Origin of the sequence: Bacillus sp. 105MF, from assembly GCF_000374885.1 — a bacterium.
Lineage (GTDB): Bacteria > Bacillota > Bacilli > Bacillales > Bacillaceae_G > Bacillus_A > Bacillus_A pseudomycoides.
In genome coordinates this window covers 17,553-35,363 of sequence record NZ_KB895593.1, presented here as the reverse complement: position 1 = coordinate 35,363, position 17,811 = coordinate 17,553, and the positions used below count along the sequence as shown (strand labels likewise).

Sequence of the window (17,811 nt, the reverse complement as noted above, 5' to 3'; positions counted from 1 at the left end):
CTCTATACTGAAAAAACACATTGTAAACATGATACAATATTTCGACAATAAAACAAGAACAGAAAAAATAGATTTTCCCCTGTATCTTGATTATAATAAAATGGATGAAAGGAGTCGATAAAAATGGAAAACCCAAATATGCAAGAACAAGTACTAGAAGTATTAGATAAATTACGTCCGTTCTTACTTCGTGATGGCGGTGACGTTGAATTAGTAGATATTGAAGAAGGTATTGTAAAACTACGCCTTATGGGTGCATGCGGTAGCTGCCCAAGTTCTACAATCACATTAAAAGCTGGTATCGAACGCGCACTACTTGAAGAAGTACCAGGCGTTATCGAAGTAGAACAAGTATTTTAAATTTAAAGCGGAAGCGGCTCGCTTAGAATTGCTTCCACTGGATAATTTACAAAAAAAGAGACCACTATGGTCTCTTTTTTGTAAATTCGTATTAAGATAACCAATCCAACTTTCGAATTCCGAGCTTATCAACAGGCAAGCGAAGAAATTCATAAAAATGCTTCATAAATTGCTCTGAACGGTTCACATCGTGTAAAATGTCTTCTAAGCGATCTCGATACATACTTTTTTGTTCTTCATTTCCCGTCAGATAGTACTGTTCTACCGTTTCAAAGTAGCGAAGTGGAAAGAGAAGACGCGCAAATAGTAGACGCCAGCCAAAAGAAGAAAGTGCATAATTTTTCTCATAATCCGTTACAAACTGAAAAATTGTTTGTTCCCAATCTTTCTTCTTTTCCATCGATACATATCGAATCCATTCCGCCAAATCTCTACTTGGATGATCATATACCCAATCGATGGGGATTTTTAATTTATTAGTTTGCTGCCATAATAAAGGGGTAAAGCGTTCTTGACAGATTGTTGCTGCATCGGCAAGCTGAGGTGTATCATCTATTTCTGTATCAACAACATATTGAATGGCATTTTCAGCAATGCCTAAATAGTATGGGAAAGACTCAATAAATAGTTGATCAAATACATCTGATGGCTGATTCATAAGTTGTGATTGCCAAAATCGCTCTAATTGATCGAGCCTTTTTTCCCACAACGACTTCCATTCACCAATGCGACTTAATTGTTCTATTTCTTCTGGAAAAAAAGCGCCTCGTTTATGGAATAAGGAAAGCTCACTACCTAACGAAGTAGCATGTCGTTCAAGCAAACGCATACCTTTTAATAAACAGTAATTTTTTTCTTCTATCTCACTTACATAGTAACCGTGCACCGTCGGGACGAAAGTCGCAACAGTAATATCCCCTTGCTGGTTCATATAATCGCTTAATTTTTTCATTTCAACAAGTACATCTTCCTCCATATTTCCAATCGGAAGAAGTACATAAATTTTATTGCGAATCCAAAAGCTTTTATAGGGGCCAAGGGGGATTAATTCTTTGACATGCATTTGATAATGCTCATAAATATGCTGAATCATCATAGTCGCCACCTATGGTTTTTCTTTATATATATGAGCTTGTGCTCGCCTTTCATTCCTATGCACATGATAAAGCAGTAAAACGTATACAAATAATAAAAAGAAAAAAAGGTGATAACATGAAAGAATCAAATCAACTACAAGAAAGAGCATTACAACTTCTACAAGAACGTGGTGTAACAATCGATGATATTGCGGAGCTTGTTCATTTTCTTCAAAAGAAATACCATCCAAATTTAGAGATGTCAGAATGTCGTTACAACGTAGAACGTGTATTATCCAAACGTGAAGTACAAAATGCACTCATTACAGGAATTGAATTAGATGTCCTTGCCGAAAAAGGAATGTTAAGCGAACCATTACAAGATATCGTAAAACGGGATGAAGGATTGTACGGAATTGATGAAGTCATCGCACTTTCTATCGTAAATGTGTATGGCTCTATCGGCTTCACAAACTTTGGATATATCGATAAATTAAAACCAGGTATTTTAGAATACTTAAATGATAAATCAACTGGGAAAGTCCATACATTCCTTGATGACATTGTTGGCGGTATTGCCGCTGCCGCTTCTAGTCGTTTGGCACATCGCGCGGAGCATGGGGAATAAAGTAAAACAATAGTCAGCATAATTTTACGTAATACTTTCAGTTGAAAATGTTATAGAAAACATAACGGACCATGTGAAAAAATCATGGTCCGTTATGTTTTTCTTTCTTTTCAAGATTTTTTCATACTCCTATCATTTTTTTATTTACACGAATAAACAGGAATAGCCTAAAAAGTAGCGAATGAATAAGCTTAATGGTTCTGTTTGATTGGGATCTGAATATTAGTTAAAGATATGCGAATTACATTCCTTTCAGTAATAAAAAAAATGATTCAATAACAGGAGGAGCAATTTATATGGATAATATTTTAAAAGTATCATCAAAATCCAATCCCAATTCAGTTGCAGGTGCCATTGCCGGTGTATTAAGAGAAAAAGGTAGTACAGAAATTCAAGTAGTTGGAGCTGGTGCTTTAAATCAAGCAGTTAAAGCCGTTGCTATTGCAAGAGGATTCGTAGCTCCTAGCGGCATTGACCTTGTTCTCATTCCAGCATTTACAGATATCACAATCAATAACGAGAAAAGTACAGCAATCAAATTAATTGTCGGCCCTAGAAAAATTAGATCGTAGAAAAAATGATAGCTTATCATTCAAACCATCCATACAAAAATTATGAAAGAACATACCCGCTCAACTACATTCTTTTATTAGATTCATAAATACCAATTGTTAAATGATATATGAAAAGACTGATAACAATCAGTCTTTTTCCTATTGTATCAATTCTTCAGTTTCTCTTCTTCCTACAGGAATATGTCATCAAAATAAACTCTCTTCCTCTATCATCAAAAGTTTTTTCTGCTACAAAACCTACCTGTTGATATAACCTTATTGCACGTTTATTAAAACCTGCAACACTTAAACGAAGTCTATCCGGTTGGATTTGCTCTTCCGCCAAATTTATTCCAGCTTGCAAAAAGGCTTTCCCCAGCCCCCGCCCCGTTAGCTCTGGCTTCATTCCAAGCCCAATATCTACAGTATCTTCTCCCACGTATAACTCCGCATCTCTTCCCCCTGGCACTTGTGCGTTTTCACCAAAACAAAAATAACCTATTAATTCTCCATGTTCATTACAACAGCCATAATATGTACCATCTAATAGTTCTTCTATTGTCTCTTCACTGCCTGAAAAGCTGTATAACGAATATAGTTCCTCATACTGCCATGTATTGATTTCTTTTGCTTCTGCCTCTGTTAGTTTGTGTATATTCATTTTTCTTCTTCCTTTCAAAAAAACAATTCCCTAACAAATTTCTACATTTATCTTATTATCTCACTTTGTTTTTGAAAAGTTTGTAAATTTTTAAAATACTAAATTGGAAAACTTTTCTTAGCATGTTAGGATTGGATTAACTATTCTAAAAGAGGTGAAATCAAAATGCCCCTACAGTTATGTAAAGGACAAAAGGTAGATTTAACAAAAACAAATCCTACATTAACTCATATAAAAATAGGTCTCGGCTGGGATCTTCCTACAAATTCAAATTCACATGCATTCGATTTAGATGCTGCTGCTTTTTTATTAGATGCAAATGGACGCTTAACAACAACAGACCATATTATATTTTATAAACAGCAATCTGCTTTACAAGATGCGATTACACTTTCATCAGACAATCGTACAGGAGCAGGATCTGGCGATGACGAGGAAATTTCCATCTCTCTTTCCAAACTCCCATCTCATATTGAACGTATTATTTTCACTATTACGATTCACGAAGCACAAACTCGTCTGCAAACATTTGGACAAATAGCTCACTCTTACGTCCGCATTCTAAACTCCGCAAACAATGACGAAATGTTCCGCTATAATCTGGAAGAACAATTCTCATCCGAAACTGCACTAATCGCCTGTGAAGTCTATCGTTACAAAGGAGAATGGAAATTTGGTGCCATCGGTCGCGGTGTGCAAGGCGGACTTATCGAACTTTCTAAACAATTTGGTTTATCCCATACACCACCTGATTTTTTTGCAAAGACAACCGCTGCACCTTCTCCTATTTCAAAAAGTATTAACCTTTCTAAAATTGAATTAAAGAAATCTGGAGATACGATCAACTTACAAAAAACGGACAAGCCTCTTGGCGAAATTGCAGTAAACTTAAACTGGGGTAAACAAAGTACACCAAAACAAAAAGGATTTTTTTCATCCTTAACTGCAAATAGCTCCCCTCAAATAGATTTAGATTTAGGCTGTTTGTTTGAATTTAAAGATGGTTGGAAAGGTGTTGTACAACCACTTGGAAATATATTTGGTTCATTTTATAACGAGCCTTACATTCATTTAGATCAAGACGATCGCACAGGTGCTTCAAATAAAGGAGAAAATTTACGTATTAACGGAGACATGATTCATGAAATAAAAAGAATATTAATTTTCTCTTATATTTATGAAGGTGTAGCTAACTGGTCACAGGTTGATGGTATTGTCACATTAAAACAGGAAAATGGCCCAGATATTATTGTAAAAATGGATGAGCACCGTAACGGTTTCAACACATGTGCAATTGCAATGCTCGAAAATGTAAATGATGAGACATTCAAAGTACAAAGGCTTGTGAAATATTTTAGAGGGCACCTAGAAATGGATCGGCATTACAAATGGAACATGAACTGGGTCGCAGGTTCAAAATAAGGTGGTGACAACTTGAAGCATTTTTCCTATCTGTCTTCTGAAGAAAAGAAAAAACTTTTCTATCAAGAGCCAATAACCTTTTCCAAAGATATCACAAAAGAACAATTGGCTTACGCATTAGGTGCTACTCTATACACACCTGGTACAAAGGATACAATCGCAGTGGATATTGCCGCGAAAAAGCACGAAGGTGCTACATCAATCGTACTTTGTTTAGAAGATTCCATTAGTGATGGAGATGTGAAACTTGCCGAGCAAAATGTCGTCATACAAATGCAACTACTGGCTCATATGATTGATGCAAACAGGCTTCTTCCATCAGACGTGCCACTTCTCTTTATCCGGATTCGTGAACCGAAACAGATGCGTTCACTCATTCATGAACTAGGTAGCGCCGTTCATTGTATGAGCGGTTTTGTCTTTCCTAAATTCACACCTGCGAACGGAATGTCTTACATTCATGAACTACAGGATATAAACGAAACATATTCACTTTCACTTTACGGGATGCCTATTTTAGAGTCTCCTGAAATTATTTATAAAGAAACTCGTATTGATACGTTACTAGCAATTAAAGCAATCCTAGATTCTTATCGCGCTTTCATTTTGAACGTACGAATTGGTGCCACCGACTTTTCTGGCATATTTGGCATTCGCCGAAATAAAGATACGACAATCTATGATATTGCTGTTATTCGTGATTGTATTTCTGATATTATTAATATTTTTTCTAGAAAGGCAGATGAATACGTTATATCTGGTCCTGTGTGGGAGTACTTCGGAAACAGGCAGCGCGTACTAAAACCACAGCTTCGGCAAACACCGTTCCGTAAATCATTCGGAAGCGCTGGAGTAACAATGCGTGAGGAAATGCTTCATCGTTATGAAGACGGGCTCATTCATGAAGTATTGCTCGATCAAGCAAATGGATTAATTGGAAAAACGGTCATTCATCCTTCTCACATTAAACTCGTACAAGCCTTGCACGTTGTAACACTAGAAGATTATTTAGATGCAAAAGCTGTTTTTGAAGCTGCTCAGACGTATAATGGCGTTATGAAAAGCAGCTTTTCTAACAAAATGAATGAAGTGAAGCCACATTATAATTGGGCGCGTAAAACACTTCTGAAATCTAATATTTATGGGGTGCTACATGAACAACAAACTTTCTTCGATCTCCTTACCGAAAAGTCAAAACAAAACGTACACGTACCACATTTTAAATAAAATAACAGTTCATATAGATGTGCTACATAATCCATATTTGTTATTACCAGATCAACTATTTCAAATGGCCGCAAGAATGAATAAGAGGCGCGGCTTTTTATTTGTGAGTACCATTTTAGGAAAACATCTTCCTGTTCTACCTGCAATCTCTTTAGCTGGAGGCTGTGCTCTTGCTGCAAGATATATGGAAGTGCTACATCGTACAAATCATCCATATCAAAAAGAAATTCTTAACCTGATTTCTTCTAAAGACAGTACCAATAATGAGCTAGAGGTAATTCTCCAGTATCAATTCCCTCTAGAAAAAGAAGTATTATTTATCGGATTTGCAGAAACAGCTACCGCATTAGGCCACTCGATGTTTCAATGTTTTCAAAATGCAAAATATGTTCATACAACAAGGGAGATGATCTCACAAATCGATCCTATCATTACATTCGAAGAGGAACATTCTCACGCGACATCACATCGTTGCTATGTGGACAAAAGCTATTTTCAAAATGAACAGCCCATCGTCCTTGTGGATGATGAAATGACAACAGGAAAAACCGCACTTAATATCATTCGATCTATTCAAGAAAAGTTTCCAAGAAAAGAATATATTATTGCTTCTTTATTAGATTGGCGCTCAGATGCGTATCGAAAACAATTTACAGAACTCGAGCAAGAACTTGATATTACGATTCATGTGATTTCTCTATTAAGCGGTTCAATCGACGTAATTGGTAGTCCTGTTACTTCTTCTTCTTCACATGATGAGACAGTTTATAAATCAATAGAGTCTAAGATAGAAAAACATATGATTTCATGTCCTATTTTACCTTATACATCTATAAACCATGATGTCAGTTACATAAACTACACAGGACGTTTTGGCATTTCATCCGATGATCAAAAGTGTATCCACTCTTTTGCTAAAAAGATTGGTCATGATTTAAGGAAAAATCGAAAAGGTCAACAGACACTCTGCTTAGGAACTGGCGAGTTTATGTATCTTCCAATGCGAATCGCAGCTGAAATGGGAGAAAACATTTCCTATCAATCAACAACACGAAGTCCTATTCATCCTTACGCGGGTGATGTACAATACGCTATTCATAGTCGTTTTTCCTATGAAAGCCCTGAAGATAAAGTAGTTACAAGTTATTTTTATAATATCCAGCCTGGGGACTACGATGAAGTCTTTCTTTTTATAGAGCGTGATTTACAGGAAGATGCTTTCCATCCCCTTCTTACACAATTACAAACAGTTATTCCACTCATTCATATCGTTTCATTTAAAGGTTTAGTAGAAAGTGAGGGTGAAGAAATATGACCGAGCCCAAAACATTACAGCTTATCGGTAGTTATGCGAAAGAGGATGCTATTTTTCTATTAAAAGATATTAGTGATGTCATAGAAGAAAGCGTAACAGAAGAAAGAGAACGAGCAATTCAATCGGGCACACATTACTCTGAAATGCTTCCAATTGAATATAAACCATCTAAACCTTATATGGATTTATTTTTTGCTTCACTCGAGCAATACAAACGTAAACTAGCCATTGCAGCCGGTGTAGTAGCCGAGCAAATTATAAAAACGAAAGGAAAGAAGCTTGTTCTTGTTTCACTAGCGAGGGCCGGTACACCAATAGGTGTTTTAATAAAACGATACATTCGCTATCAATATAATATCGACTTGCCGCATTATTGTATTTCCATTATTCGTGGCCGCGGCATCGATGAAAATGCCCTTCATTATATTTTGAAGCACCATCCAAATCAAACCATTCAGTTCATTGATGGCTGGACTGGAAAAGGTGCGATAAAAAAAGAACTACGCCAATCTGTGCATACATTTAATGAAAAGAATCATGAATATATTTCAGACTGCATGGCAGTGCTTGCTGATCCGGGCCATTGTACTTCTATATATGGAACACGAGAAGATTTTCTCATTCCAAGCGCTTGTTTAAACGCGACTGTATCAGGGTTAATCAGCCGCACTGTTTTAAATGAAACTTATATTGGTCCAAATGATTTTCACGGCGCCAAATATTATCGAGAACTAGAAACAGAAGATTTATCTAACTTCTTTATTGAAAAAATCACAGCGTTATTCCCTTCCATTAGCGCTGACGTAACAACGCAACTAGAACACATTATTGCTACCTATACAGAACCATCTTGGCAAGGTATGCAAGACATCGCCTCTATTCAAAAGCATTTTGGAATAGAAAATATAAACTTAATTAAACCAGGGGTTGGAGAAACAACGCGTGTTTTACTAAGACGAGTACCATGGAAAATTTTAATCCAGGGCGAAAACAATCCAGATTTAAAGCACATTTTACTTTTAGCAAAAGAAAAAAATGTGTCAGTAGAAATCTATAAAGATATGACGTATTCGTGCTGCGGCATAATTAAACCTCTAAGGAGGACGTCTTCATGATTTTTGCAAGCGATCTTGATCAAACGCTCATTTATTCTCGGAAATCATTTCGAGCTAACATAGAAGACGAACATATTAAGCTCATCGAGACTTTAGATGGGAAAGCGATTTCTTTTATCACACACAAAACGATTTCTTTATTAAAACAACTACAATTACAAGCACAATTCATCCCAGTTACAACTCGAACGATTGAACAGTTTCAACGCATTACACTATTTCAAACAGAAGTCATTCCGGAATATGCGATTACAAGCAATGGCGGTAATATCCTTCATAACGGTAAGCTAGATGACACTTGGGAAAACATACAAACGGAGCGATTAGTAGCATGCATGGAAAAAGAAGATGTTCTAACAGAATTTCAAAATATTTCTCATGAAGAATGGGTCATTTCACAAAAAACAGCTGATGATTTATTTCACTACTGCATCATTAAGCGTGACAATATTCCATACGACGAATTACACTCATTCACCACTTGGCTCGATAAACAAGGATGGACTCATTCATTGCAAGGCAGAAAATTATATTTTGTGCCAAAGCCTGTGAACAAATGGGATGCTGTTCAGTATGTACAAGAAAAACTTCAGGAAAAAACCGTAATTACTGCTGGAGATTCCTTACTTGATCTATGCATGTTAGAAAGGGCGAATCATGCAATCGCACCTCTTCATGGTGAACTTGAAACAAAACAAGGGAGTTTATTACCCCATATTGTAAGAACAAATGAAATTGGTATATATGCAGCGGAGGAAATTGTAAGTAAAGCACTTCAAATGGTCCATAGTTCTCTTCCTACTGCGTAATCTATACATAATACTTCAAGAACCGGCATCTTTGTTACATGATAAAAAAAGGAGCGATTATACTTGAGTACAATTACTTTAAGAAAAGAAGCAGTACGCGTTGTATTAGAGAAAAAGAAATTAACAGGCGTTGTCGCAAAAGTTGCGCTCGTATTAGACATTTCTGGGTCTATGCGAACACTTTATAAAAACGGTACTGTCCAAGAAGTTGTTGAACGTGTTCTTGCTGTAGCAAGTCAATTCGATGACGATGGTTCATTAGATATTTGGGTGTACGATAATGAGTTTTCAAGATTACCAGCCGTTACCGAAAAAGATTTTGCTGGTTATGTTGAAAAACATATTTTAAATAACACTTCCATTCATAAATTTGGCCGAAATGATGAGCCACAAGTAATGGAAGATATCATAAAAAAATATACGATTGAAGAAAAAAGCACAGAGCCTGCCTTTGTTATTTTTATTAACGATGGAGGCTGTAAAAAAGGAATTCAAAAACCGATTGTATTCTCTTCTAACCAACCGATTTTTTGGCAGTTTGTTGGAATTGGAAACGGCAAATTCGACGTTCTTAGAAAGCTAGACGAAATGGAAGGGCGTTTCATTGATAACGCAAACTTCTTCTACATTCGCGATATCGAAAAAACAACAGATGAAACGTTGTATAACAATTTGTTGAATGAACTTCCGATGTGGATAAAAGAAGCGAAGGAGAAAAAGGTGATACTTTGAAAATAGGAGAAAAGATACGTCAAATCCGGATACATCGCGAAATGACACAAGGGGAATTAGTAAATGGAATTTGTTCTATTCCATATTTAAGTCGAGTTGAAAATGGAACGGCAAAACCTTCTCATTCTTTTTTAGAGAAGGTTTCAGCCAAACTGGATATTAGTGTGGATTATCTCACGGAGCAAAGTAAAACTGACTTTGAGGCAGATATAATAGCGATTACGATAAACTATAAAGAGAATAACAAATTGACTGAAAGTGAAATTTCTTTTTTAGAGTTACATACTCGGGAAATGCATCCACTCCCAATTCTTTTACAGATTTTTGGTGTACTACTCCATTATTACGCTCGTACTAGTTCACCCAAAAAAGGTGATTCCATTTATCAACAAGCAATAAATTTAATACCTAATCAGCCTAATCAAATGTTTGCTGAAGACTTTTCCTATTATTACATAGCATGTGGTAATTATTTTTATATGAAACAAGATTTTATTAAAACAAATGAATACTACGAGCAGGCAAATCAATTATTAACTACGGAAAAAAACTTACAAAGAGCTAATTTATACTATAATATGAGCCTAGTTAAACAACGTCTCATTAAAAACCAAAGTGTGAGCCGGAAATATTCAAAAAAAGCATATGAAATATATAGCAAGTTAAATAACAAAGTTTTCATATCAGATACGCTTATTACAATTGCTGTACAATATCATCTCGATGAGAGATACGAAGAATCCTTACAATACTTAAAAGAAGCTGAAAAATATGTAAAAGAACTTCACGATCCTGCTATGTATTTTGCAATGATTTATTACAATTACGGAAGAGTATATCAAGGGTTAGAAGAATTCGATACAGCAATTCAACACTTCAAGCATTCCTTGAAAATAAATATAGCAATCAATCAGCAAGAGTCAAATATTTACGCATTGCGAAGCCTTATTGAAATTTACTTACATTTAAAAGAATGGGAGCAAATCAATAAAGTCATGCCGGAAGCCATCCAAATCTTAGAAACTTACGATATGCCTTCTGTTTATATCGAAATTTATACATATAAAGCGCATCTCTATAAGCTTCAAGGTGACCATCAGGGCTACGAGAAAGAAATGCAGAGAATTATTGATTTTGGAATGGGTAACAGACAATATATACAGGTTAAAAAGCTAGCTACTGAATTAGGAGATCATTTTTATGAATTACGTGCTTATAAATTAGGAGCAAAATATTTTAAAATCGCCTTACAATGCGACCTTGATATAGAAGATTTTCAAACTAATTTCTAAAATGACATTTCCCCTCTTTGCACACAATCAAAGAGGGCGAAAATTGTAATTAAAAAACAAAACTCTTCTGTTTTATCCTCTGTGAACAATTCTCTTCTCTAGGAGCGATTTCTATCGTAATTAGCCCATAATAGTAGGCCCGAATTCCAATTTCTACACGATGATGAATGTTCCATTTTTCTTTAATAGAAGCTATTATCTCCCCTACCCTTCTCCGGCTAATATACAACGTTTGAGCAATTTCTTTATCTTTCATTCCGTTTGAGACGAGAATGGCTACTTCTTTTTCTTTTGCACTTAATCTGACACTCATTTTTTCATTCTCCTTCCTCTACTCCTATCGATTTACAATCCATTGACATAAAAAAACGGGAGATAGATTGTTCTCATATAATAAAACATCTTCCTTAACAGCAATTTCAAAAGAACATGTTAACTCACCGTGGATATCCAAAAATTTCTTTATTCTCTTAATCATATACAGAAGCATTTTTTCTACCTCTTTATCTAATAATCGCTCAAGTCTACTATGCTGGATTGTATAGCCGATTGCTAATGTTGCAACCTCATTTTGAAGACGATCAACATCACAAATATACATGAACTCATTACAAACAAAATTCATTGTATATATCCCTGGAACATAAATACTTTGAACTGCTACAGGGTTAGAAATAATAAGAACGGGAACAACAGGAGAATTGGTTAAATCGATTTCTTTAAATGCTTCATACAACAACTGAGCCAAAATATTAATATGGACATTCAATACCTTTCCATCACCTTTATCATGCAATGAAAAAAGTTTGTCCGAAATAATACGCTGATACAATCTAACCGTCTGTTCGTTTCTAATGAATAATTCGTTATGAATCATGAATGGATCACCTCCACTTTCAAGTCCTTACTATTACTTTATAACGTGGAGTTAGTTAATTTATAGTAGTTAAAAATACTAAAAAAACAGAAGTAATTTTTATTATTTCATAGAACGATTTAACCAAACTCACAAAAAAAACCGCTATAAAAGCGGTCTTTCTTACGCTGATAATTCCTTGAGCGTATCACTTAGTTTAAATTTTCTTAACTGGGATGAAGCAATCATTGCTGCACTTGTTCCGAGTATAACGCTCGCTGCAGCCAGTAATAAAACTTGATTGTATGGAATCTTAATAACGGTTAGTTCTAAACTCGTTAAGACAATATAGCTAAAAATCACACCGCCTCCAATTCCTATACATCCAGCTATTGCACCGAGTAATGTACCTTCTAGCCATACAATTCTTCGCATTTGCCCAGGAATTGCTCCTACTGCACGAATCATACTTATTTCAGCGCGTCTTTCATGTAAACTTGCCACAATCGCATTCATTAAGCCAATACCCGAAATAACAAAAATAATTACAACCAATAAACGAATGAGCATAACCATTTGAGATAACAATTGTTCTTGCTCTTTTAATAAATCGGTACTATTTATAACCTCTATATTATCTTTACCATTTGTTATCTTTGTTACTTTCTTCTTAATTGTTTCAAAAGGTACCTTAGAGTCTGTCATAATTTGAATCGATTCATATCCTTTTACATGAAACATATTTCGCGCCCATTGTTCATTTACGAAGACGTAAGTACTTTGCATTCTCAAGTTTTTCTCGATAATAGAAACGACTTTAATAGACTGTTTTTGCTTCCCTTTCCCTTGCACTTCAATCGTATCATATAGCTTAATCCCTAAATTTTTTGCTGTTTCTTTTGTAATTACTCCTTCTCCATCTTTTAATGGAGTACTCAAGTTTTGACCAGAAATAACTTTCATCTTGGTCACCTTTTGAAACGCTGTAATATCAGTACCCACAACTTCCATCGCATCATAATTATATTTATTTTTCTTCATAAATTCGTACCATTCTTGATTTGCTTCTTTAAAGTCATAATTTACAAGTTTAGATGTGGAATCAGAGGCTGCTCCGACAATTTCTTTTACCCCTTCAACGTCTTGTATCTTTCCTAGCCAATTAAATGGGATATTTTCAATTCCTTGTGACTCCATTGGAACACGAATGACTAAATCTGCTGGTAAATTCTTTTGTAATCCTTGCTTCATTCCTTCGTACATCGCATTCACATACATCGTTCCAACTAGCGATAACATAAATCCAAATGCTAGAATTGCGACTGAAACAGCTGCCTTTTTACGATAACGAATGACATTTCGGCTACTAATTGTTGTCTCAATGCGAAATATCGTTTGAAATGGTTTAGCGATAACTGACGTAATCACACGAATCAACAATGGGATTGTAAACAATAAACCAATTGCAAATAAAATTGCTCCAATCGCACTTAGATTAAAGCCAATATATTTTTCAACAACTGTTCCACTTAAACCAATTACGATACCTGCCATTAAAACAATAAGACTGAAGATACTCCATTTCCGTTCTTTCTTTTGATTGCTCGGAAGTCCTGGTCTTAAAGCTTGAACTGGTGGTATTTTTCTTACCATAAATGCCGGTATGGCTGCACCTATTACAGACATGATAATCCCTAGTAAAAATGTAATGAATAAAATCTCAAATGAAATAGAAAATGATTCTTGCCCTGTACTTTCTACATTCACCCACTTGTTAATAAAAGAAGCTGCGAGCTGATGTGTGCTAGCACCAAGTACAACTCCTACTAACGAACCAATCGTTCCAATACATAATGCTTCTAATAAAACAACGAAAATGACTTGATTTGGATTACTACCAATCGCACGTAATAAAGCCCATTGTTTAAAGCGACTTCTTACAGATAAGAAGAAGCTTCCCATAATCAAAAGCGCTACAACAAATAAAGCAATTCCGCCTAAACTAAAGACTAATGGCTTCATCACATTTAATCTTTCTAATGCTTTATCTACATATGTACGCTGATCTATTTTAATATTTTCAAGTTTCTCATTCGCATCACTAGCGATCATTCTTTTTATATTCGCATCAGATGTTTTCACTTGAACAAGGTTAAATTGACCTTGTAAGTTTAATTCCTTTTGCATCCAAGCAATCGGAAAATATGCGCTATGTCCCATTGCTGCCATCAATGGTGGATTCAAAATCCCTACAACTCTCACATTTTTTTCACCATGCGGTGGAAAAGGCAGACGAATCATATCTCCTACTTTTATATTTTCTCGATCTGTATACCCTTTCGTAAGTGCTACTTCCGCCTCTTCTTTCGGATATCGCCCTTCTGTAATTTTATAAGAACGCATATCGGGAGAATCTTGTTCCACGCCCCAATACGATGGTTTGCCAGAAAGCTCTTTATAATTTGGTAACGGATAAGGGATAAGTACTTTTGATATTTTTTCCGCACTTTCAAGACCGTTCAGTTCTTTTAATTTTTTATCTTTTAAATACACATCATTTTTAATATAACCAAGTTGCAAATCATAATCACCATAACGACTCACAACCTGCTCTTTAACACTTTGTTCTACAGACTGATTTCCTAGTAGTAACATTGTTGCTAACATAACGCCTAAAGCAGCCCCAAGAGCGATTAACATGTTCCTTAGCCAATTCTGTCTAATAGACTTGGCCGCATATTTAATTATCCAAGACATCGCTCTTATCACCTACCTTAAAGTGCCGATTCATAATCTCTTGAATGTGCGTAACTTGCTGCGGAATATGCCGGAATTTCCATCCTTTACTTTCGGCATGTTCATGAATTACTTCACCATCTAGTAAGAAAACAACTTTATCTGCATGAGCGGCTACAAACGGGTCATGCGTTACAACAACTGCCGTTTGCCCCAATTCATCACAAGCATTACGAAGAGCCGCAATGATATTTTTGCTATTTTCAGAATCCAACGCTCCTGTCGGTTCATCTGCTAATATAATAGCTGGTTCATTGGCAAATGCTCTCGCAATGGCAACCCTTTGCTGTTGGCCACCTGATAATTGCGATGGTAAGTGCTGTTCTTTCCCTTTTAAACCAACAAGCTCTAATAAACGCTTTGCCGCTGTTGTCGCCTTCTTCTGCGGGACATTATCTAACAGTAACGGTAATCCCACATTTTCTTCCGCATTAAATACTGGTATTAAATTAAACTGCTGAAAAATAAAACCTATTTTATGCCTCCGAAACAACGCGAGTTCTTTTTCTTTTAATGATGAAATTTCAGTACCATCTACTCGAATGCTTCCCGTCGTCGGAATATCTAATCCTCCAAGCAACTGTAAAAGAGTGGTTTTCCCCGACCCACTCGCTCCCATAATACAAACGAAATCACCCTTTTGGATTTGGAGATTAATCCTCTTTAATATCTTTACCTTACTATCACCAATATCAAATGATTTTTCTACCCCTTCAATTTCAATGATATTCATTTTTTATACCCCTTTTTTTCATTTAATTATCTTTATATTAAATATATATTCTGCTGCGAAACCAATCTTCCTATCACACTGTACTTGTATTGTAATATAAATATATTTTGAAACATACTTCGCAAAATAGCACATCTCACATTTTCTAATAAGAATTTGAATTTCTTGATTTCCCCCTCAACTCGTAACCATAATAGTTACAATAATATTTTCTTTTTAAGAAAAACTATCAACATATCCACAAATAGGAGGAATAAACATGAAACATCTAATCGTTTATGCACACCCAAATCCACAAAGCTTCAATCATGCGATTTTAGAAACAGTAAAAAGTGAACTTGAAGAAAAAGGTCATGAAGTACGTGTTCGCGATTTATATGAACTAAATTTCAATCCAGTATTAGCAGCTTCTGATTTTTTTTCCTTTTCTCAAGGAAATACACCAGCTGATATTAAAGAAGAACAAGAACATATCACTTGGGCTGATAACATCACATTTATTTATCCAGTGTGGTGGGCAGGTCTTCCAGCAATCTTAAAAGGATATATTGATCGTGTATTTAGCCACGGCTTTGCGTACGCTTATGGTGAAAATGGAATTGAAAAGTTACTAAGCAGTAAAAAAGGATTGCTACTATCCACAATGGGAAATACAAAAGAAGCTTATACAGCAAGCGGTATGTTTGATGCAATGAAGAAAACAACTGATGCTGGAATCTTTGAATTTACAGGAATTGAAACGTTAGAGCACACATTCTATACGAGTGTCCCTTCTGTGGATGACGGCGCGAGAAAACAATATCTTGAAGAAGTAAAAGAAGTAGTGAATCGTTTATTAGGGTAAGATGAAACTTCCATCAGTGAGGTTAACGCAGAGTGACATGCTGATTTAATTTTCTCAATAACGGATATGACTGAACATGGTAAAATAGCAAATAGGATGGGAGTCCTAATACATATGTGGTTTTCAAGTCAAAAAAAGACACTCGAAAGGGTGTCTTTTTAACATCCGCATATAGCTAGTACAAACAAAACGAATAGAATAATTACTATGGATATTCCAAAATTGAATGTAATCGTACGATCCATATCCCTTCCCCTTCTCGCAAATCCATTTATAAAAAATATTATTAAAGTAAAAAAGACACTCAAGTGAGTGTTTTTCAGCAGCTAAATCCACCTTCCCAGCAGCTGTATAATCCCTACTTTAGTAAGTGCTCAAAACAGTAAGCTGTGGATATTTTGACGGATTTACATTACTGTATGTTGATTAACGATGAGTGAGCAGGTCTTTTTCTGTAATTTAAACAATGAATGTAATTTTAATATACACTTACGCCCATCCCTACTTAAATCGAATTACAGCCTTCATTCAGCAAAAAACAGGCAATCTAAAAGATTGCCTGTTCACTATTACACCTTCTCAATCCACTCTGTCAAGTTATGGACAACTTGTGTTGGCTGCACGTCATACTCTGTTAACTTCTCCACAGTTGTGACTCCAGTGTGGACAAGAAGTGTATGCATACCAGCATTTATCCCCGCTAAAATGTCAGTATCATAGTTATCCCCAACCATTAGCGCTGCTTCTTTCGCCATGCCAAGTACTTTTAGTGCTTGTTCCATAATAATGGATTCTGGTTTTCCGATAAAGATTGGCTCTACACCTGTTGATACTGTAACAACAGATGTTAAGGAACCGTTTCCAGGTAATAAACCACGCTCAGTTGGAATGGCAATATCTCCATTTGTTGAAATAAATGTCGCACCATTACGTACTGCAAGACATGCTTTCGCTAGCTTTTCATATGTAATTTCCCGATCTAATCCAACAACGACAAAGTCAGGATTTTCATCCACAAGTTTGAATCCTTTTTCTACAAGTGCGTCATGTAATCCTTCTTCACCAATCATATACACAGACGCATCTTGTTTACGCTCATAAATAAAGTTTGCTGTTGCCATGCTTGTTGTAAATACTTGCTCTGGTTTAGCTGGAATATCGAAACGAACAAGCTTTTCTGCCACTTGCTCTGGTTTACGCGTTGAGTTATTCGTTACAAACAAATAGGGAATGCCGCGCTCCTGTAGTGCTTTTACAAAGTCGCTTGCTTCTTCAATTTGTTCTTCACCGCGATACATTGTACCATCTAAGTCGATTAAATAGCCTTTATACATCCATCTGTCTCTCCTTTTTGTCTAGCGTTCATACCCTTCTTATATTAACCGCTTTTT

General features: G+C 35.7%; 18 protein-coding genes. 11 read left to right on the top strand and 7 right to left on the bottom strand.

Annotation, left to right across the window (positions count from 1 at the left end; translation table 11 throughout):
- Positions 1 to 123: 123 nt before the first annotated feature.
- Complete coding sequence (locus tag C564_RS0126135; RefSeq protein ID WP_000431179.1) at positions 124 to 360, top strand: NifU family protein; 237 nt, start codon at positions 124 to 126, stop codon at positions 358 to 360.
- Between the two features lie 91 nt (positions 361 to 451).
- Here the strand turns inward: C564_RS0126135 and yutH are convergent, their stop codons facing one another.
- Complete coding sequence (gene yutH / locus C564_RS0126130) at positions 452 to 1,453, bottom strand: spore coat putative kinase YutH (RefSeq protein ID WP_018767383.1); 1,002 nt, start codon at positions 1,451 to 1,453, stop codon at positions 452 to 454.
- A 119-nt stretch (positions 1,454 to 1,572) separates the two neighbouring features.
- On the opposite strand from yutH, the gene C564_RS0126125 reads away from it, so the two are divergent.
- Positions 1,573 to 2,064, top strand: a complete 492-nt coding sequence (locus C564_RS0126125) for a phosphatidylglycerophosphatase A family protein (RefSeq protein ID WP_018767382.1) — start codon at positions 1,573 to 1,575, stop codon at positions 2,062 to 2,064.
- 296 nt (positions 2,065 to 2,360) lie between these two features.
- Positions 2,361 to 2,636 (top strand): stage V sporulation protein S, encoded by a 276-nt coding sequence (locus tag C564_RS0126120; RefSeq protein ID WP_003201532.1) that lies wholly within the window; start codon positions 2,361 to 2,363, stop codon positions 2,634 to 2,636.
- 157 nt (positions 2,637 to 2,793) lie between these two features.
- Here the strand turns inward: C564_RS0126120 and C564_RS0126115 are convergent, their stop codons facing one another.
- Entirely contained in the window at positions 2,794 to 3,279 is a 486-nt protein-coding gene (locus C564_RS0126115; RefSeq protein ID WP_016112364.1) for a GNAT family N-acetyltransferase, read from the bottom strand.
- Positions 3,280 to 3,444: 165 nt separating this feature from the next.
- On the opposite strand from C564_RS0126115, the gene C564_RS0126110 reads away from it, so the two are divergent.
- From C564_RS0126110 to C564_RS0126080, 7 genes are all read left to right on the top strand, one after another.
- On the top strand, positions 3,445 to 4,701 hold the full coding sequence (locus C564_RS0126110) for a TerD family protein (protein ID WP_018767381.1): 1,257 nt from the start codon (positions 3,445 to 3,447) through the stop codon (positions 4,699 to 4,701).
- A gap of 12 nt (positions 4,702 to 4,713) precedes the next feature.
- On the top strand, positions 4,714 to 5,928 hold the full coding sequence (locus tag C564_RS0126105; protein WP_003201524.1) for an HpcH/HpaI aldolase/citrate lyase family protein: 1,215 nt from the start codon (positions 4,714 to 4,716) through the stop codon (positions 5,926 to 5,928).
- On the top strand, positions 5,855 to 7,243 hold the full coding sequence (locus tag C564_RS0126100; RefSeq protein WP_018767380.1) for a phosphoribosyltransferase family protein: 1,389 nt from the start codon (positions 5,855 to 5,857) through the stop codon (positions 7,241 to 7,243). The genes C564_RS0126105 and C564_RS0126100 overlap by 74 nt, the downstream gene beginning before the upstream one ends.
- Positions 7,240 to 8,358: a cysteine protease StiP family protein gene (locus C564_RS0126095; protein ID WP_018767379.1), complete on the top strand. Its 1,119-nt coding sequence runs from the start codon at positions 7,240 to 7,242 to the stop codon at positions 8,356 to 8,358. Before C564_RS0126100 ends, C564_RS0126095 begins: the two co-directional genes overlap by 4 nt.
- Complete coding sequence (locus tag C564_RS0126090; RefSeq protein ID WP_018767378.1) at positions 8,355 to 9,167, top strand: HAD family hydrolase; 813 nt, start codon at positions 8,355 to 8,357, stop codon at positions 9,165 to 9,167. The genes C564_RS0126095 and C564_RS0126090 overlap by 4 nt, the downstream gene beginning before the upstream one ends.
- A 63-nt stretch (positions 9,168 to 9,230) precedes the next feature.
- On the top strand, positions 9,231 to 9,899 hold the full coding sequence (locus C564_RS0126085; RefSeq protein WP_018767377.1) for a vWA domain-containing protein: 669 nt from the start codon (positions 9,231 to 9,233) through the stop codon (positions 9,897 to 9,899).
- The gene (locus C564_RS0126080) at positions 9,896 to 11,191 is read left to right on the top strand and encodes a helix-turn-helix domain-containing protein (RefSeq protein ID WP_018767376.1); all 1,296 of its coding nucleotides are present in this window, start codon (positions 9,896 to 9,898) and stop codon (positions 11,189 to 11,191) included. Before C564_RS0126085 ends, C564_RS0126080 begins: the two co-directional genes overlap by 4 nt.
- 49 nt (positions 11,192 to 11,240) lie before the next feature.
- On the opposite strand, the gene C564_RS0126075 is transcribed toward C564_RS0126080, so the two are convergent.
- The 4 genes from C564_RS0126075 to C564_RS0126060 all read right to left on the bottom strand — a co-directional run bounded on the left by C564_RS0126075 (position 11,241) and on the right by C564_RS0126060 (position 15,576).
- Positions 11,241 to 11,504: a response regulator transcription factor gene (locus C564_RS0126075; protein ID WP_003208890.1), complete on the bottom strand. Its 264-nt coding sequence runs from the start codon at positions 11,502 to 11,504 to the stop codon at positions 11,241 to 11,243.
- A 24-nt stretch (positions 11,505 to 11,528) separates the two neighbouring features.
- Positions 11,529 to 12,068, bottom strand: coding sequence for a hypothetical protein (locus tag C564_RS0126070; RefSeq protein WP_018767375.1), 540 nt, complete (start codon positions 12,066 to 12,068; stop codon positions 11,529 to 11,531).
- Between the two features lie 162 nt (positions 12,069 to 12,230).
- Positions 12,231 to 14,804 (bottom strand): FtsX-like permease family protein, encoded by a 2,574-nt coding sequence (locus C564_RS0126065; protein ID WP_018767374.1) that lies wholly within the window; start codon positions 14,802 to 14,804, stop codon positions 12,231 to 12,233.
- Complete coding sequence (locus C564_RS0126060; protein WP_006096411.1) at positions 14,788 to 15,576, bottom strand: ABC transporter ATP-binding protein; 789 nt, start codon at positions 15,574 to 15,576, stop codon at positions 14,788 to 14,790. The genes C564_RS0126065 and C564_RS0126060 overlap by 17 nt, the downstream gene beginning before the upstream one ends.
- A 259-nt stretch (positions 15,577 to 15,835) precedes the next feature.
- Here C564_RS0126060 and C564_RS0126055 point away from each other — a divergent pair, with 259 nt between their 5' ends.
- The gene (locus C564_RS0126055) at positions 15,836 to 16,420 is read left to right on the top strand and encodes an NAD(P)H-dependent oxidoreductase (RefSeq protein WP_018767373.1); all 585 of its coding nucleotides are present in this window, start codon (positions 15,836 to 15,838) and stop codon (positions 16,418 to 16,420) included.
- A gap of 569 nt (positions 16,421 to 16,989) precedes the next feature.
- Here C564_RS0126055 and C564_RS0126050 read toward each other — a convergent pair.
- Positions 16,990 to 17,754: a TIGR01457 family HAD-type hydrolase gene (locus tag C564_RS0126050; protein ID WP_018767372.1), complete on the bottom strand. Its 765-nt coding sequence runs from the start codon at positions 17,752 to 17,754 to the stop codon at positions 16,990 to 16,992.
- Between the last annotated feature and the right edge of the window lie 57 nt (positions 17,755 to 17,811).

Coding starts and splice junctions, on each gene's coding strand:
- C564_RS0126050 (WP_018767372.1), bottom strand. CDS start 17,754: ATGTATAAAGGCTATTTAATCGACTTAGATGGTACAATGTATCGCGGT.
- C564_RS0126065 (WP_018767374.1), bottom strand. CDS start 14,804: ATGTCTTGGATAATTAAATATGCGGCCAAGTCTATTAGACAGAATTGG.
- C564_RS0126060 (WP_006096411.1), bottom strand. CDS start 15,576: ATGAATATCATTGAAATTGAAGGGGTAGAAAAATCATTTGATATTGGT.
- yutH (WP_018767383.1), bottom strand. CDS start 1,453: ATGATTCAGCATATTTATGAGCATTATCAAATGCATGTCAAAGAATTA.
- C564_RS0126125 (WP_018767382.1), top strand. CDS start 1,573: ATGAAAGAATCAAATCAACTACAAGAAAGAGCATTACAACTTCTACAA.
- C564_RS0126055 (WP_018767373.1), top strand. CDS start 15,836: ATGAAACATCTAATCGTTTATGCACACCCAAATCCACAAAGCTTCAAT.
- C564_RS0126075 (WP_003208890.1), bottom strand. CDS start 11,504: ATGAGTGTCAGATTAAGTGCAAAAGAAAAAGAAGTAGCCATTCTCGTC.
- C564_RS0126115 (WP_016112364.1), bottom strand. CDS start 3,279: ATGAATATACACAAACTAACAGAGGCAGAAGCAAAAGAAATCAATACA.
- C564_RS0126095 (WP_018767379.1), top strand. CDS start 7,240: ATGACCGAGCCCAAAACATTACAGCTTATCGGTAGTTATGCGAAAGAG.
- C564_RS0126070 (WP_018767375.1), bottom strand. CDS start 12,068: ATGATTCATAACGAATTATTCATTAGAAACGAACAGACGGTTAGATTG.
- C564_RS0126135 (WP_000431179.1), top strand. CDS start 124: ATGGAAAACCCAAATATGCAAGAACAAGTACTAGAAGTATTAGATAAA.
- C564_RS0126090 (WP_018767378.1), top strand. CDS start 8,355: ATGATTTTTGCAAGCGATCTTGATCAAACGCTCATTTATTCTCGGAAA.
- C564_RS0126100 (WP_018767380.1), top strand. CDS start 5,855: ATGAACAACAAACTTTCTTCGATCTCCTTACCGAAAAGTCAAAACAAA.
- C564_RS0126110 (WP_018767381.1), top strand. CDS start 3,445: ATGCCCCTACAGTTATGTAAAGGACAAAAGGTAGATTTAACAAAAACA.
- C564_RS0126120 (WP_003201532.1), top strand. CDS start 2,361: ATGGATAATATTTTAAAAGTATCATCAAAATCCAATCCCAATTCAGTT.